This window comes from Roseateles sp. GW821-FHT09H11 (assembly GCF_059415845.1).
Map to the genome: position 1 here is coordinate 296,331 of NZ_JBWKOA010000004.1, position 16,286 is coordinate 312,616.

The 16,286-nt window shown below is 70.9% G+C and carries 11 protein-coding genes; 7 read left to right on the top strand and 4 right to left on the bottom strand.

Going from position 1 to position 16,286, the window contains the following annotated elements:
- Positions 1–11: 11 nt before the first annotated feature.
- The 4 genes from AC07PR_RS15320 to AC07PR_RS15335 form a co-directional block, all read right to left on the bottom strand.
- The gene (locus tag AC07PR_RS15320) at positions 12–2,408 is read right to left on the bottom strand and encodes a 3-hydroxyacyl-CoA dehydrogenase/enoyl-CoA hydratase family protein (RefSeq protein ID WP_377157172.1); all 2,397 of its coding nucleotides are present in this window, start codon (positions 2,406–2,408) and stop codon (positions 12–14) included.
- 79 nt (positions 2,409–2,487) lie between these two features.
- Positions 2,488–2,961: a DUF2147 domain-containing protein gene (locus AC07PR_RS15325; protein ID WP_377157173.1), complete on the bottom strand. Its 474-nt coding sequence runs from the start codon at positions 2,959–2,961 to the stop codon at positions 2,488–2,490.
- Positions 2,962–3,057: 96 nt separating this feature from the next.
- On the bottom strand, positions 3,058–4,848 hold the full coding sequence (locus tag AC07PR_RS15330) for an acyl-CoA dehydrogenase C-terminal domain-containing protein (RefSeq protein ID WP_377157175.1): 1,791 nt from the start codon (positions 4,846–4,848) through the stop codon (positions 3,058–3,060).
- A 55-nt stretch (positions 4,849–4,903) separates the two neighbouring features.
- Entirely contained in the window at positions 4,904–5,674 is a 771-nt protein-coding gene (locus AC07PR_RS15335) for a TetR/AcrR family transcriptional regulator (RefSeq protein WP_495135774.1), read from the bottom strand.
- 315 nt (positions 5,675–5,989) lie between these two features.
- Between AC07PR_RS15335 and AC07PR_RS15340 the strand changes: the two genes are divergently transcribed.
- Genes AC07PR_RS15340 through AC07PR_RS15370 form a run of 7 tightly spaced genes read left to right on the top strand, consistent with a single transcriptional unit; the run spans position 5,990 to position 16,236 of the window.
- Positions 5,990–6,496, top strand: coding sequence for a chemotaxis protein CheW (locus AC07PR_RS15340; protein WP_495135775.1), 507 nt, complete (start codon positions 5,990–5,992; stop codon positions 6,494–6,496).
- A complete protein-coding gene (locus tag AC07PR_RS15345; RefSeq protein WP_495135776.1) occupies positions 6,493–7,926 on the top strand; it encodes a CheR family methyltransferase in 1,434 nt (477 codons plus the stop codon). The genes AC07PR_RS15340 and AC07PR_RS15345 overlap by 4 nt, the downstream gene beginning before the upstream one ends.
- A complete protein-coding gene (locus AC07PR_RS15350) occupies positions 7,923–8,483 on the top strand; it encodes a chemotaxis protein CheW (RefSeq protein ID WP_377157185.1) in 561 nt (186 codons plus the stop codon). The genes AC07PR_RS15345 and AC07PR_RS15350 overlap by 4 nt, the downstream gene beginning before the upstream one ends.
- Before the next feature lie 16 nt (positions 8,484–8,499).
- A complete protein-coding gene (locus AC07PR_RS15355; protein ID WP_495135777.1) occupies positions 8,500–9,960 on the top strand; it encodes a CHASE3 domain-containing protein in 1,461 nt (486 codons plus the stop codon).
- Positions 9,961–10,010: 50 nt separating this feature from the next.
- On the top strand, positions 10,011–12,107 hold the full coding sequence (locus tag AC07PR_RS15360; protein ID WP_483109054.1) for a hybrid sensor histidine kinase/response regulator: 2,097 nt from the start codon (positions 10,011–10,013) through the stop codon (positions 12,105–12,107).
- On the top strand, positions 12,104–13,261 hold the full coding sequence (gene cheB / locus AC07PR_RS15365; protein WP_495135778.1) for a chemotaxis-specific protein-glutamate methyltransferase CheB: 1,158 nt from the start codon (positions 12,104–12,106) through the stop codon (positions 13,259–13,261). Before AC07PR_RS15360 ends, cheB begins: the two co-directional genes overlap by 4 nt.
- Positions 13,258–16,236, top strand: a complete 2,979-nt coding sequence (locus AC07PR_RS15370) for a response regulator (RefSeq protein ID WP_483109052.1) — start codon at positions 13,258–13,260, stop codon at positions 16,234–16,236. Before cheB ends, AC07PR_RS15370 begins: the two co-directional genes overlap by 4 nt.
- Positions 16,237–16,286: the final 50 nt, after the last annotated feature.

Consider the following 16,286-nt stretch of genomic DNA (forward strand, 5'->3'; position numbering starts at 1 on the left):
TGCCGCTCGGATCAGTTGCGGACCGGCTTGCCGGTCTGCAGCATGCCCATGATTCGCTCTTGGGTCTTCGGATGCTCGAGCAGGCTGCAGAAGTGCTTGCGCTCCAGCGACATCAGGTATTCCTCGGTCACCAGCGAACCGGCTTCCACTTCACCGCCGCACACCACGTCGGCGATCAGCGAGGCCAGGTGGAAGTCGTGCGCGCTGATGAAGCCGCCGTCACGCATGTTGGCCAGCTGGGCCTTCACGGTGGCGATGCCGGAACGGCCCGCGACCGGGAACTTGGCCTTGAGCGGCGCGCGGTAGCCGGAGTCCGCCATCGCCTTGGCCTGGGCCGTGGCGACGAACAGCAGCTCGTCCTTGTTGGGGACGATGATGTCGCTGTCGAGCAGGTAGCCCAGCTTCTGCGCTTCCAGCGCGGAGGTCGCCACCTTGGCCATCGCGGCGTTGGTGAAGCCGTCCTTCAGGAAGGCGAAGATGTCCGCGTTGGCATTGCCGGCCGAGGCCATTTCCGCGGCGCGGCGCGCGATGTAGGTCAGGCCGCCGCCGCCCGGGATCAGGCCGACGCCCACTTCCACCAGGCCGACATACGACTCCATGTGCGCGACGCGGCGGGCGCAATGCACCGCCAGTTCGCAGCCGCCGCCCAGCGCCAGGCCGCGCATCGCGGCGATGACCGGGACGCTGGCGTAACGCACGCGCAGCATCATGTCCTGCAGCTTCTTCTCTTCCGGGGCGATGCCCTTGGCGCCCTTGGTCATGAAGACCGGCATCAGCGCTTCGAGGTTGGCACCGGCGGAGAACACGTCGTCCGGCGACCAGATGACCAGGCCCTTGTACTTGGCCTCCGCGATCTCGACGGCCTTGAGCAGGCCCTCGGTCACCGTCGGGCTGATCAGGTGCAGCTTGGCGTTGATCGAGGCGATCAGCACTTCGCCGTCCAGCGACCAGACGCGGACTTCCTCGTTCTTGAACTCTTCGGTGCCGGCCTTCAGCGGCTCGACGGCGCCTTCGCCGACCAGCGCTTCGGGGAAGGCCTGGCGCTCATAGACCGGCAGCTTGGCGCGCGGCTTGAACTTGCCTTCGGCGGCGCTCCACGAGCCGTCCTTCGAGTGCACGCCGCCGTTCTCGGCGACCGGGCCTTCGAAGACCCAGGCGGGCAGCGGCGCGCTCGACAGCGTCTTGCCGGCGTCGATGTCGGCCTTGACCCATTCCGCGACCTGCTTCCAGCCGGCGGCTTGCCACAGCTCGAACGGGCCCTGCTGCGAGCCGAAGCCCCAGCGCATGGCGAAGTCGATCTCGCGCGCGGTGTCGGCGACGGTGTCCAGGTGCACGGCCACGTACTGGAAGGAGTCGCGCAGGATGGACCACAGGAACTGGGCCTGCGGGTTGCTCGATTCGCGCAGCAGCTTGATGCGGTCCGCGGCCGGCTTCTTCAGCATGCGCGCGACGATCTCCTCGGCCTTGCCGCCGCCGGCGACGTATTCACCGGTGGCGAAGTCCAGGCGCTGGATGTCCTTGCCGACCTTCTTGTAGAAGCCCGCGCCGGCCTTCTGGCCCAGCGCGCCCTTCTCGATCAGGCCCGCCAGCACCTTGGGCGTGGCGTAGGTCGAGTAGAAGGGGTCATCCTTCAGGTTGTCCTGCATCGTCTTGACGACGTGCGCCATCGTGTCCAGGCCCACCACGTCCGCGGTGCGGAAGGTGCCCGACGAGGCGCGACCCAGCTTCTTGCCGGTCAGGTCGTCGACGACGTCGACGGAGAGGCCGAACTTCTCCGCCTCGATCATCGTGGCCATCATGCCCGCGATGCCGACGCGGTTGGCGACGAAGTTGGGCGTGTCGTTGGCGCGCACGACGCCCTTGCCGACCGCCGAGGTCACGAAGCTCTCGAGCTGATCGATGACTTCGGGGTTGGTGGTCGGCGTGTTGATCAGCTCGACGAGGTACATGTACCGCGGCGGGTTGAAGAAGTGGATGCCGCAGAAGCGCGGCTTGATCGATTCCGGCAGGACTTCCGACAGCTTGGTGATCGACAGGCCCGAGGTGTTGGACGCCACGATCGCGTGCGGTGCCACGAAGGGCGCGATCTTCGTGTACAGGTCCAGCTTCCAGTCCATGCGCTCGGCGATGGCCTCGATGATCAGGTCGCAGTCCTTGAGCAGCTCGAGGTGTTCCTCGTAGTTGGCCTGCTGGATCAGCGCGGCGTTCTCGGCCACGCCCAGCGGCGCCGGCTTGAGCTTCTTCAGGCCCTCGACGGCCTTGGTGACGATGCCGTTCTTCGGGCCTTCCTTGGCGGGCAGGTCGAACAGGACGACCGGCACCTTCACGTTGACCAGATGGGCGGCGATCTGCGCGCCCATCACGCCGGCGCCGAGCACGGCCACCTTGCGAACTTGGAATCGACTCATGGTTTCTCCAATGAACATCCCGAGGATGTAGGAATGTGGTTTGTACGGCGCGCTCATGTCGGCGCGTCCATCGATCGCTTTATTCGACGCGGATCCAGGTCTGCGTGCGGCCCAGCATCGGCATGCCGACGAAACCGCGGACCTCCAGCTTCTTGCCTCCGTCGACCGGACGCAAGCGGACGCGATAGACCTTGCCGTTGCCCGGGTCGAGGATGTCGCCGCCGTCCCAGAGCGCGGCGTCGCCGACGTTCTTCTTGACGCCGCGCAGGATCGTCAGCCCGATGATGGGCTGGCCCTTGCGCTCGTCGCTGCATTCGTCGCACTTGGCGTCCTGCTTGCCCGGATCCGTGATCTTCTCGATCTTGCCGGAGAGCACGCCGTTGGTCTCGCTGATGCGGACCGTCGAGCGCTCCTGCTTGGTGTCGTCGTCGATGGTCTTCCAGACGCCGACCGGCGTGGTGGCGGTCGCCGCCGGCGCGGAGGCCTGCGCGAGCGCCAGGTTGGCGGACAGTCCGAGGCCCAGGGCGACGGCGGTGGCGAACAGCGGTTTCATCGTGTCTCTCTCCGATCTTTTATTTGGGAACGCAGCGGCGGACGCGCCAGGGGGAACGCGGGCGCCCCGCTCGAGGGGGCGCCCGTGACGCTGTCCTCAGAACAGCGCCTCGTCCATTTCCATCAGCGGGCTCAGACCGGTGCGCGCGGTGCGGATCAGGCTCGCGGTCTCGGGCAGCAGCTTGGCGAAGTAGAAGCGCGCCGTCGCCAGCTTGGCGGTGTAGAACGGATCGCCGCTGTCCTTCTTCTCCAGCGCCAGCTTGGCCATGCGCGCCCACATGTAGGCGAAGGTCAGGTGACCCACGACGCGGAGGTAGTCCACCGCGGCGGCGCCGACTTCATCGGGGTTCTGGAAGGCCTTCATGCCGATCTCGGTGGTCAGCTTGGTGACCTTGTCGCCGATGTCGGCCAGCGGGTTGATGAACTCCTGCATCGCTTCGCTGGTGCCCTCTTCCTCGACGAACGCGGCGATCTTCTTGCCGAACTTCTTCAGCGTCGCGCCGTTGTTGCCCAGGATCTTGCGGCCCAGCAGGTCCAGCGACTGCACGGTGTTCGTGCCTTCGTAGGTCATGTTGATGCGCGAGTCGCGCACGAACTGCTCCATGCCCCACTCGTGGATGTAGCCGTGGCCGCCGAAGACCTGCATGCAGTGCGAGGTGGCGATCCAGGCGTTGTCCGAGATGAAGGCCTTGATGATCGGAGTCAGCAGGGCGACTTCGTCCTCGCAGGCCTTGGCCTCGTCGGCGTCGTCGCTGCTCAGCGCCTTGTCGAGCTGCAGCGCGGTGTAGGCCGACAGCGCGCGGCCGCCTTCGGCGTAGGCGCGCGCGGTCAGCAGCATCTTGCGGACGTCGGGGTGGACGATGATCGGATCGGCCGGCTTGTCCGGCGACTTCGGGCCCGACAGCGCGCGCATCTGGATGCGGTCCTTGGCGTAGACGACGGCGTTCTGGTACGCCACTTCGGTCAGGCCCAGCGACTGGTTGCCGACGCCCAGGCGGGCGGCGTTCATCATCACGAACATCGCCTGCAGGCCCTTGTTGGGCTGGCCGACCAGCGTGCCGACGGCGCCGTCCAGCACGATCTGCGCGGTGGCGTTGCCGTGGATGCCCATCTTGTGTTCCAGGCCGCCGCAGTAGACCGGGTTGCGCTCGCCCAGCGAGCCGTCGGCGTTCACGTTGAACTTCGGCACGATGAACAGCGAGATGCCCTTGGAGCCTTGCGGCGCGTCCGGCAGGCGGGCCAGCACCAGGTGGACGATGTTCTCGGCCAGGTCGTGCTCGCCGGCGGAGATGAAGATCTTCTGGCCGGTGATCTTGTAGGTGCCGTCGGCCTGCGGCTCGGCCTTGGAGCGCAGCAGGCCCAGGTCCGTGCCGCAGTGCGGCTCGGTCAGGCACATCGTGCCGGTCCACTCGCCGGAGGTGAGCTTGGGCAGGTAGGTGGTCTTCTGCTCGGGCGTGCCGTGCGCATGCAGCGCTTCATACGCGCCGTGGCTCAGGCCCGGGTACATGGTCCAGGCCTGGTTGGCCGAGTTCATCATCTCGTACATGAACTGGTTCAGCAGGACCGGCAGGCCCTGGCCGCCGTACTCCGGGTCGCACGACAGCGAGGGCCAGCCGCCCTCGACGTACTGCGCGTAGGCTTCCTTGAAGCCCTTGGGCGCCTTGACCTCGTGCGTGGTCTTGTCCAGCGTGCAGCCTTCCTGGTCGCCCGACAGGTTGATCGGGGTCAGGACTTCCGACGCGAACTTGCCGCCCTCTTCCAGCACCGCGTTGATGGTGTCCTCGTCGACCTCCGCATGCGCGGGCAGCAGCTTCAGCTCGTCGACTGCGTGCAGCAGCTCGTGCAGCACGAACTTCATGTCGCGCAGGGGCGGGTTGTACTGAGGCATGGGGGTCTCTCCTGAGGATTGGTTCTGTGAAAGGATCGAAAGGGACTCGCCCCGCTCAGGCGCGCTTGCGTCCCGAGGCCGCGGCCACGGTCGCGCCGGCGGCGGCGGCGGCGGAGTGAGGAGGTGTCTGCCGCGTCTCGGCATCGGCCTTGCGGCCGGCCGGCGTGGCGAAGCTGCCGAGGATGCGCTCCAGGCCCGTGCGGGCCCGCGCCAGCGCGCCTTCGCTGCGCAGGAAACGCGCATCGTGATGCAGCGACAGGATCAGGCCGTGCATCTCGAAGAGGATCTGGTCCGGATCGGCGTCCGGGACGAGGTGACCGACCTCCTGCGCCAGCAGGATGGCCTTGCGGATCGCGGCGTGCCAGTCGCGCACCATGCCCACCAGCGCGTCGCGCACCAGGCCCGGCCGGTCGTCGAATTCGACGGCGCCGCTGATGTAGATGCAGCCCGAGTCGACTTCGACCGAGGTGCGGTGCACCCAGCGCTCGAACAGCGCGCGCAGGCGCGGCAGGCCGCGCGGCTGGCGGATCGCGGTGTAGAAGACTTCCTCTTCGAACTTGGCGTGGTACTCGCGCACCACGGCGATCTGCAGTTCCTCGCGCGAGCCGAAATGGGCGAAGACGCCGGACTTGCTCATCTTCGTCACATCGGCGAGCGCGCCGATGGACAGCCCCTCCAGCCCCATGTGCGAGGCCAGGCCCAACGCCGCGTCCAGAATCGCGGCACGGGTCTGCGCGCCCTTCTGCAGCGAGCGCGAGCCGCTGCGCGACGAGGCGAGCGGCTTGGCGGCGACAGGCTTGGCGGAGGTGAAGGAGGAGGTGGACACGGTGCCCGGAATAATAAAACGAACGATCGTTCTATTTTGAGCAGTTCCGGGCCGGAAACGCAATCCTTGACCACCCTTTTTTAGTGATGCCGGCCTAAAAAAACAGGCGGCTCGTCCGAGTTCAGCAGCCCGGCATGACCGCATCACGACGATGCGGCCGCGATGACGAAGCCATGCCGAGGGTTTACCCGACCCCGCACGTCCGACTTCTCTGCGACGCTGGCTCACCTGCGGGGCGTGGGAGCCGAAGTGACCTTCGACGACACGCGCCCGCCAAGCGCCGGCATAGACTGGCGCAAACAGGGAGCCACAAGAATGCACCAGCCATCGAATGGCGTGTTCCGGGTTCTGGTGTGCCGGGTGCAATCCCGGCTGTGCGGCCTGCCGCTGGACGCCGTCGAGGAGACCTTGCGACCGCAGCCGCTGCGGCCACTGGCGTCGCCGGTGGTCCATGTCCAGGGCCTGGCGCGCATCCGCGGCGACTGGCTGCCGGTCGTCGACCTGGCCGGGCTGCTCGGCCTTGAGCCGGCGCCGCCGCGTCGCTACGTGATCGTGCAAGCCGGCGGGCACCGGGCCGCGCTCGCGGTGACCGAGGTGCTCGGCCTGCAGGCCCTGCCGGCCGACGAGATCCGCGCCCTGCCCCCGCTGCTGCGCGATCGCGCGCATGGCGCCATCGCCGCGCTGGCGGAGCGCGACAACGATCTGATCGCCGTCCTCGACCAGGCGAGACTGCTGCCGGAAGAGGCGCTGTCGGCGCTCCACGACATCGACGGACCGTCGGACGACGGGACGCCCCCGGCTCGAGCGGGGGCCGGCTCATGACGCGCGCCGCGCCGGCCGCCCTCGATCCTCCTCCGCTGCTGTCGCGGCTGCGCGTGTTGCTCGCCGCCCGGCTGGGCCTGCATTTCGACGAACGACAGGATGACCGGCTCACCGCGGCGCTCACGCGCGTCGCGGGGCCGGTCAGCCCGGAACGCTTCCTCGACCAGATGGAGCTGGCGCCGACGCGCGCCCGGCTCGACGCGCTGGCGGCGGAACTGACCGTCGGCGAAACCTTCTTCTTCCGTCACCCCGAACAATTCGACGCGCTGCGGTGCGACCTGCTGCCCCTGCTGGTGCGGGGCGCGTCGGGCGCGTCGGGCGCCTCGGACAGCAGCGCGCCCGCCCGGCGACTTCGCGCGTTGTCCGCCGGCTGCGCCAGCGGCGAGGAGGCCTACACCCTCGCGATCACCCTCCACCGCGCCGGCCTGCAGGCACAGGGCGTGGACTGGGACGTGCTCGCGGTGGACCTGAACCCGGCCGCGCTGGCCCGCGCCACGGCAGCCCGCTACGGCGAGTGGAGCCTGCGCGCGACGCCGCAGGAACAGCGCGACCTCTGGTTCCGTGGCGTCGATCCGGGCCTGTGGACGCCGCTGCCGGCGATCCGCGAGCGCGTGCGCTTCGCGCAGCGGCACCTCGGTCAGCCCGACGCGATGTTCTGGGCCCCCGGCAGCTTCGACATCGTTTTCTGCCGCAACGTGCTGATGTACTTCGAGCCCACCGCGCTGCGCCAGGCGATCCGCAATCTGACCGGCGCGCTGGCACCGGGCGGTGTGCTCTTCCTGGGCCACGCCGAGACGCTGCGCGGCAAGGACGAGGCGCAGGAGGCCGGCCTCGTGCTGAGGCAGGCGCATGGGTGCTTCTTCTACCGGCGCGAGGCGCCCGAGACGACGCCGTCCTGGCCCTTCGCGTGGCCGGCCACGACGCCGGGCCCCGCCGCCACGCCGGTGACGGACACGCAGGGACAGACCGCTGCCGTCGTCACGGTCTCGTCCCGGGACGTCCCGCCCCCGGACGGGGACGCCGACCAGACCCTGCTCGACGAGGCGCTGCAGCTGATCGAAGCCGGCCAGGTGGAGGACGGCCTGCGCGCCTGCGCGCGCCTGCTCATCCCCGGAACACCGGCGACGCTGCAGGCCGAAGGCCTGTTCCTGCAAGGATTGGCCATGGAGGAGCGCGGCCAGTTGCCCGCCGCCGAATGGCATCACCAGCGCGCCGCCGCCAAGGACGCCGCCTTCGCGCTGCCGCATCTGCGGCTGGGCCTGCTCGCGCGCCGGCGGGGCGAGATCGTCGCCGCCGGTCGCGAGTTGCGCCGCGCGCTGGAACTGCTCGACCACGAATCGTCCGAGCGGCTGCGCCGCTTCGGCGGCGGTTTCGACCGCGACGACCTGCGGCGCCTGTGCCGCGACGAGATGCAGGAGACCCGCGCATGACGCAAGCGTCCCGCGAGCTGCTCGCCGAATGGCGCGAGTCCTTCGACCGCTCGTTCGGCGAGCCCCGCCGCCACGCCGACGAGGAGGCGGTCCTCGACGTGCTGGGCATACGGATTGCCGGCGACCCGTTCGCCCTGAACTTGGCCGACCTGGCCGGACTGACGCCCGCCATGCCCGCCGCCCCGTATCCCGCCGCCGCCCCCGGGCTGCTCGGACTCGCCGGCCATCAGGGTCAGGTCTTGCCGCTGTACGACCTGCAGGCGCTGATCGGCCGCGGCCCCGCGGGCGCGGTGCGCTGGTGGGCGATCGCGCGCGGCGCGCCGCTGGCGCTCGCCTTCGAGGGCTTCGACGGCCAGTGGCGGCTCGCCGCCGGCGACCGGCTGCAGCAGAGCGACGCCGCCGGCACCGGCTGGGCCGTGCGCTGCGGCGGCGCGCTGCGCCCGCTGATCGAGCTCGACGGTCTGATCGCCGCCGTCACGGCCAACGCCGACAGCGGCGCGCCGACCTCCGCGACGACCTTCACGACGACAACAAGCGCCGGCGCCGCCGGCCGATGACAGGGAGACCCGTGCCATGTGGACCTTCGGAAGAAAGCTGTCGGTGGGCTTTGCGCTGTCCTTCGCGCTGCTGCTGCTCATCGGGATCCTGTCCTACCGCGGCGTCGACGTCATGACGCAGACCAGCTACCAGGTGGCCCGCACGCATACGGCGGTGGGTCACATCGGCACGGTGATGAGCCTGATGAAGGATGCGGAGACCGCGCAGCGCGGCTACCTGCTGACCGGCGAGGAGCCCTACCTCGAGCCCTATCGCAGCGCCCTCGCCAACGTGCCCCGGGTGCTGGCGGAACTCAAGCCGATGCTCCGCGACAGCCCCGCGCAGCAGGCCAGGTTCAACCAGGTGGTCACGATGATCGACGGGCTGATGCAGCTGCACAAGGACCGCATCGAGACCCGCCGCACCGGCGGCCTGGACAACGCCTTGAAGACGGTGTCCCTGGGTGAAGGCAAGCGCCGCATGGACGAGCTGCGCGCGGTCGTCGGCCAGATGGAAGAGGAAGAGAACGACGTGCTGCGCGAACGCGCGAAGGAGGTCGAGTCCACCGCCACCACGGTGCGCGCGGCGATCGTCTGGGGCACGGTGGCGGGCGCGCTGCTGGTCCTGATCGCGGCGCTGACGCTGAGCCGCGCGTTGAGCGGGCAGGTCGGCACGGCGGTGAAGCACGTGCAGCGCTCGTCGGCGGAGCTGCAGGCCGCCGCGAACCAGCAGGCCGCCGGCGCGCGCGAGACGGCGACCTCGATGACCGAGATCTCGACCACCATCTCCGAACTGCTGGCGACCTCGCGCCAGATCGCCGACAGCGCGCAGCGCGTCGTCGTCATCGCCGAGCAGACGGCCGGCCTGGCGCGCGGCGGCGACGGCACGCTGCAGTCGGCGCGCGAGAGCATCGCCGCGATGCGGCGGCAGATCGACCTCGTCGTCGACCACATGCTGGACCTGGGCCGCAAGTCGCAGCAGATCGGCGTCGTGCTGGACCTGGTGGGCGAACTGGCCGAGCAGACCAACATCCTGGCGATCAACGCGACCATCGAGGCCACCGTGGCCGGCGACGCCGGCCGGCGCTTCAGCGTCGTGGCGGACGAGATCCGCAAGCTCGCCGACCGCATGACCGCGTCGACCAAGGAGATCCGCCTCCAGATCGACGACGTGCGCGGCGCGGTCAACACCACCGTGATGGCGACCGAGACCGGCTCGAAGGCGGTCGACGCGGGCGCGCGCCAGTTCGACGACGTCGCCGCCAGCTTCGCCAAGATCGCCGGCCAGGTCGTCACGACGACGGACGCGGCCCGCGAGATCGAACTCTCCACCAAGCAGCAGGCCACCGCCGTCGAGCAGCTCAACGTCGCGCTGTCCAACACCGCGCAGGCCTCGCGCGAGACCGAGGCCAGTTCCGGCCAGACCTCCCAGACCGCCACCGAGCTGGCGGAGATGTCGCGCGACCTGCTGCGCCTCGTGCAGTCGCAGCCGACCTGACCCGGCGGCAAAGCCTTCAACTCCCCCGTCAACCCGAGACACCGATCGCCGTGGCCAAGGACCCCTACCGCTTCTTCCGCGTCGAAGCCCGTGATCTGCTGCGGCAGATGGGCGAGGCCGTCCTCGCCGCGGAGCAGGCCCCCGCGCACGACCTGCCCCCGCGGCTGCTGCGGCTGGCCCACACGCTCAAGGGCGCCGCGAGCGTCGTGCGTCTGCCCGCGATCGCCGCGCAGGCGCATGCGATCGAGGACCTGCTGACGCCGCTGCGCGACAGCGGCGACGCGCCGGGCCGCGCCGAGCTCGACGCGCTGCTGGCGCTGATCGACGCCGCCGAGGAATCGATCACGGCGCTCGACGCGCCCGCGGCGGGTGCGGGTACGGGCGCGAGGGACAAGGTCGCCGCGGCATCTTCCTCGAAGGTCGAGATGTCCGCCGGGCCGGTCCCGGCGGCACCAGCGCCCGAACGCGTCGATGGTCGCGTCGACGATCCTGTGGACGACCCCGTCGGCGCGTTGCTGACGATCCCCCAGCTGATGCCCGAGGAACTCGACGGCTTGCTCGCCGACATCGCCCGCACGCAGGGCCACCTCGCGCCGCTGGAGCGCGCCGGCATGCTGCTGCGCGAACTGCGCGGCGCCCTGCAAGGCCAGCAGGAGATGCTGGCCGGCCCGCTGGCGCGCATCGAGGACCAGATCGAACGCGGTGCGCGCCAGCTCGCGCGCGAGCTCGTCGCCTTGCGCGACAGCGCCGAGCAGCTGCGTCTGCTGCCGGCGTCACAGCTGTTCGCGCCCTTGCAGCGTGCGACGCGCGACGCCGCGCGCTCCCAGGACAAGCAGGCGCGCCTGACCGGCCACGGCGGCGATGTGAAGCTCGAAGCCGCGCTGCTGAACGCCATCTCCGCCGCGCTGGTGCAGATGGTGCGCAACGCCGTGGCGCACGGCATCGAATCGCCGGCTGAGCGCGTCGCCGCCGGCAAGCCGCCGCAAGGTCGCATCGAGTTGCGCATCGAGCGCCGCGGTCGCGACGTGCTGTTCTGCTGCTCGGACGACGGCGCCGGCCTGGACCTGGACGCCGTGCGGCGCACCGCCGTCGACAAGGGCGTTCCCGGCGCGGCCCATCTCGACGACGCGGCGCTCATCGACCGCCTGCTGCGCGGGGGCCTCAGCACCGCGCGGCGCGTGGACGCGCTGGCCGGCCGCGGCGTCGGCATGGACGTGGTCCGCGACACGGCCGACCGGCTCGGCGGCCGCCTGACGCTGCACAGCCGCCGCGGCGAAGGCACGACGGTCGAGCTCTGCGTGCCGTTGCAACTGGCCGCGCTGCGCGCGATCCGCCTGTGCGCCGGCAGCGTGTCGGCCTGGGTGCCGCTGGAGGCGGTCGAATGCGTGCTGCAGCGCCCGGTACTGACCGGCTCGCACGTGGCCGTGGGCGACGAGCTGCTGCCCCACCTGTCACTGGCCGAGGCGCTGCGCCCCGGCGTCGCGGCCCCCCCGCCGCGTTCCGCGCTGGTGCTGCGCGCCGGCGGGCAACGCGCGGTGCTGGGCGTGGATTCGCTGGACGGCGTCACCAGCGTCGTGCTGCGACCGCCGCCGGCGCTGCTGCCGGCCTCGCCGCTGATCTCCGGCCTGGCGCTGGACGCGGCCCAGCAGCCGGTGCCGGTGCTGGCGCCCGAGGGCCTGATCGCCGCGGCGCGTCAGGCGCGCCCCCGGCCCGTCGCGGCGCCGCCGCGCACCGGCACGATCCTGGTCATCGACGACTCGCTGACGACGCGCATGCTGGAACAGAGCATCCTCGAAGCCGCCGGTTATCGCGTGCACATGGCCGCCTCCGCCGAGGACGGCCTGGAAGCCGCGAAGCGCGAGCGTTATGCGCTGATCCTGTGCGACGTGGAGATGCCGGGCATGGACGGATTCGAATTCATGACGCGCATCCGCGCCGACGCGGCGCTGCGCGACATCCCGGCGGTGCTGGTGACCTCGCGCAATGCGCCGGAGGACCTCGCGCGCGGCAAGGCCGTCGGCGCGGACGGCTACATCGTCAAGGGCGAGTTCGCGCAGAACGAGTTCCTGGCGCAGGTCGCGGGGCTGGTCGCGCGTTCGGCCGAGGCCGGCGCGGGCGGCGTGCCGCTGCAGGGAGCCTCGGCATGAGCAGCGGTTCCGGGGCATCGGGGGCATCGGGCGCATCGGGCGCGGCCGGCGGTGCCGGCGGCATCGGCGGCCTGGGCGGCAGTGCGCCGCCGTCGACGAAGACGCTGCGCGTGCTGGTGGTCGAGGACTCGATCACCGTGCTGGCCCACATCCGCGAGGTCCTGGCCGCGCAGCGCGACATCGAGGTCGTCGGCGAAGCCCACGACGGCGCGCGGGCCGTGGCGCTGTGCCAGCAGCTGCGGCCGGACGTCGTCTCGATGGACATGATGCTGCCCGGCATGGACGGCCAGGCGGCGACCGAGGCCATCATGGCCCACTGCCCGACGCCGATCCTGATCGTCTCGTCGTCGACCAACCGCGGCGAGCTGCTGCGCACCTACGAGGCGCTGGCCGCCGGCGCTGTCGAGGTGCTGGAGAAGCCCAGCGCCGGCCAGCCCGAGGGCGAATGGGAGGAGCGCTACGTGACGCTGCTGCGGCTGGTGGCGCGGATCCGCGTCATCACGCATGTGCGGGCACGCATCGGCGGCCGTCCCGCCGCGGGGCTGTCCGCGCTCCCGCCGACGCCGCGCCGCGCGGTGCTGGCCCTGGGCGCGTCCACGGGCGGACCGGGCGCGCTGATGAAGGTGTTGCAGGCGCTGCCCGCGCCGGCGCCGTTGCCGCTGCTGATCGTGATGCACATCAACGCCGTCTTCAGCCGCGGCTTCGCCGAATGGCTGGACGCGCAGACGCCGCACCGCGTGCGCTACGCCCACGGCGGCGAACGCCTGCACGACCTGGCCGGCCAGGTCGTGCTGGCGCCACCGGACGTGCACATGGTCGTGCGCGGAGGACAGATCGAGCTCAGTCACGCACCGCCGCGGCACTCGTGCCGGCCGTCGGTGGACGAGCTCTTCGAATCACTGGCCGCGGAGATCGGCCCGGGCGTCGCGGCGGCGCTGCTGACCGGCATGGGGCGCGACGGGGCGCAGGGCCTGCTCGCGATCCGGCGCGCGGGCGGCTCGACGCTGGCGCAGGATGAAGCCAGTTCGATGGTCTACGGCATGCCGCGGGAAGCCGCCCAGCTGGGCGCCGCCGAGCGCGTGCTGCCGTTGACCGACATCGGCCCCGCCCTGTTGGGCTTGAGCGGCATGGCCTGGGGAGGGGCCCGCACATGAACAAGAGAACCCTCATCGTCGAGGACAGCCTGACGGTCCGCATGGACCTGCGGGAGGCGCTCGAGGACGCCGGCTTCGACTGCGTCGAATGCGCGACGCTGGCGCAGGCCCGGGCCGCCCTGGCCGACGGCATGCCCGCGCTGGTCCTGCTGGACAACCAGCTGCCCGACGGCGACGGCGGCAGCTGGCTGGCCGAACTGCGCGCCACGCCGCAGGGCGGCGCCGACTGCATCGTGCTGATCCTGTCCAACGCCTCGCAGGCCGGCGACCGGCTGCGCGGCATCGCGCACGGCGCGGACGAGTACGTCGGCAAACCCTACGACCGCACCTACGTCGTCGACCGCGCCCGCGAGCTGGTGCGCCAGCGGCAGGCACGCGTGGCGACGCCGGAGCCGCATGTCGCCTCCGTGCTGCTGATCGACGACAGCGAGACCTTCCGCGAGGCACTGGGCGAGGCCCTGGAGCCGCACGGCTACGACATCCACATGGCGGCGCACGGCGAGGAAGGCCTGCGCCAGGCCGCGGCGCTGCGGCCCAATGCGGTGATCGTGGACCAGCACATGCCGGGCATCGACGGCGCCGCGGTGATCCGCCGGCTGCGCCTGGACCCGGCGCTGCGCCACACGCCCTGCCTGCTGCTGACCGCGGACGAAGGCCCGGAGGCGGAACTGCGCGCGCTGGAAGCCGGCGCCGATGCGTTCGCGCGCAAGCAGGACGACGTCGACCTGATCCTGGCGCGCGTCGCCGCGATGCTGCGCAGTGCCAAGTCCAGCCTGCCCGAGCAGGGCGCGAGCCTGCTCGGCCCCAAGCGCCTGCTGCTGGTCGACGACAGCGCGAACGTGCTGGCGGAACTCGGTGCGACGCTCCGCGACGACGGCTACGACGTGATCGCCGCCGGCACCGGCGAGCTGGCGCTGGAGCTGCTCGCCGTGCAGCCGGTGGACGCGGTGCTGCTCGACGTGCAGATGCCGGGCATCGGCGGGCTGGAGACCTGCCGCCGCATCAAGTCCGCGCCGGCCCTGCGCGACATCCCGGTCGTCCTGCTGACGGCCTTCGAAGGGCGCGCGTCGATGCTGGCCGGCCTGGAGGCTGGCGCCGACGATTACGTCGTCAAGGCCAACGGCGAGGTCGAGCTGCTCAAGGCGCGGCTGCGCGCGCAGCTGCGACGCAAGCAGTTCGAGGACGAGGCCCGCCGCGTCCACGCCGAGCTGCACAGCAACGCGTTGGAGGCCGCCGAGGCGCGCGCCGCGCGCGACCTGGCCGACAGCCGCGCGGAGCTGCTGGCCGTGCTGCAGCAGCGCAACGACGCGCTGGAGCAGCTCAATGCCGAGCTCAGCCGCGCCAGCAGCGCCAAGACCGCCTTCCTGTCGACGATGTCGCACGAGCTGCGCACGCCGCTGAACGCGGTGATCGGCTTCGCCCAGCTGATGCGCGACGGCGCGGCCGGTCCGGTCAGCGACCGGCAGTCCGAGTTCTGCAACCACATCCACAACGCGGGGCAGCATCTGCTGTCGCTGGTCAACGACCTGCTGGACATGGCCAAGATCGAGGCCGGCCGGGTCGACCTCGACATCGAGCCGGTGGACCTCGACGAGCTGCTGCGCGACGCGCTGGCGATCGTCCAGGAGCGCGCGCGGCTGAACCGCATCCAGATGGACTTCTTCGGCGTCGGCGGTGGCCAGCGGCTGTGTGTCGACCGTCGCCGTCTGCGGCAGATCATCTACAACCTGCTCTCCAACGCCGCGAAGTTCACGCCCAAGGGCGGCAACATCCGGCTCGAGGCGCGCCGCGTGACGCGGCTGCGCGCGCGCGAGGCGCTGCCGGGCTTCCCGGACGGGCGGCGCTCCGAGCTGCCGGACAACGAGTTCGGCGAGTTCATCCAGATCAGCGTCACCGACAATGGCATCGGCATTCCGCCCGAGGGGCTGGACAAGCTGTTCCAGCCCTTCAACCAGGTCCGCAACGTGCTGACGCACAAGGTCGAAGGCACCGGCCTGGGACTGGCGACGGTGGCGCGCCTGGTGCAGTTGCACGGCGGCGCGGTGGCGGTGAGCAGCGCGCCGGACCAGGGCAGCTGCTTCACCTGCTGGCTGCCATGGCGCGATCCGGTCGTGCCCGACGTGATCCTGCCGGAAGAACCCGGCACGAGCCCGCTGGCGCTGGTCATCGAGCACAACCAACCGGCCGCGGCGCTGATGCAGACGCAGCTGAACGCGGCGGGCTTCCGCGTGCGCCACGTGGCCTCCGCGGAAGCGGCGTTGGAGCTGGCGCCGCAGCTGCGGCCCGACCTGATCACGCTGGAGGTCAACCTGCCGGGCGGGCTGGACGGCTGGGAGCTGCTGTCGCGCCTGAAGAACCTGCCGGGCTGGGCGCACATCCCGGTCGTGGTGGTGTCGGTGGACGCGGGGCAGGAGGTGGCGCTGTCGCTCGGCGCGTCGGCGGTGCTGCACAAGCCGGTGTCGCGCAAGGCGCTGAGCAAGGAACTGGAGATGCTCGGCTTCAAGCCGACGGCCACGCGCAAGTTCCTGGTGCTGGCGATCAGCGACGCGCCCGGCGACCTGCAGTCGCTCAGCGCCCACCTGTCGCAGCCGGGCTTCTCGGTGCTGCGCGCGACCGGCGGCAAGGAAGGCATCGAGCTGGCGCGGCGTCATGTGCCCGACCTCATCGTGCTGGACCTGCTGATGACGGAGGTCGACGGCATCGGCGTCGTCGAGGCGCTGCAGCGCGATCCGCTCACGGCGGCGATCCCGGTGATCGTCGTCGCGGCCTCGCAGCTGACGAGCCGCGACCGCGAGCTGCTGAACCGCCACGTGCAGCGCGCGACCGCCACCCGCGACCCGGCCGTCGAGGGGGCCGCGCCGACGCCCGCGCCGGGCACGCGCACACCGGCGAACCCGCAGGGACACTTCATGGACGAGGTCAAGCGCGCGATCAGCCGCACGAGCTGGGGCGACCTCGATCCGCTGGACGAATGAACACGAACGAGACGTGCGACGAGGGAGACACGACATCACGATGCAAGCGA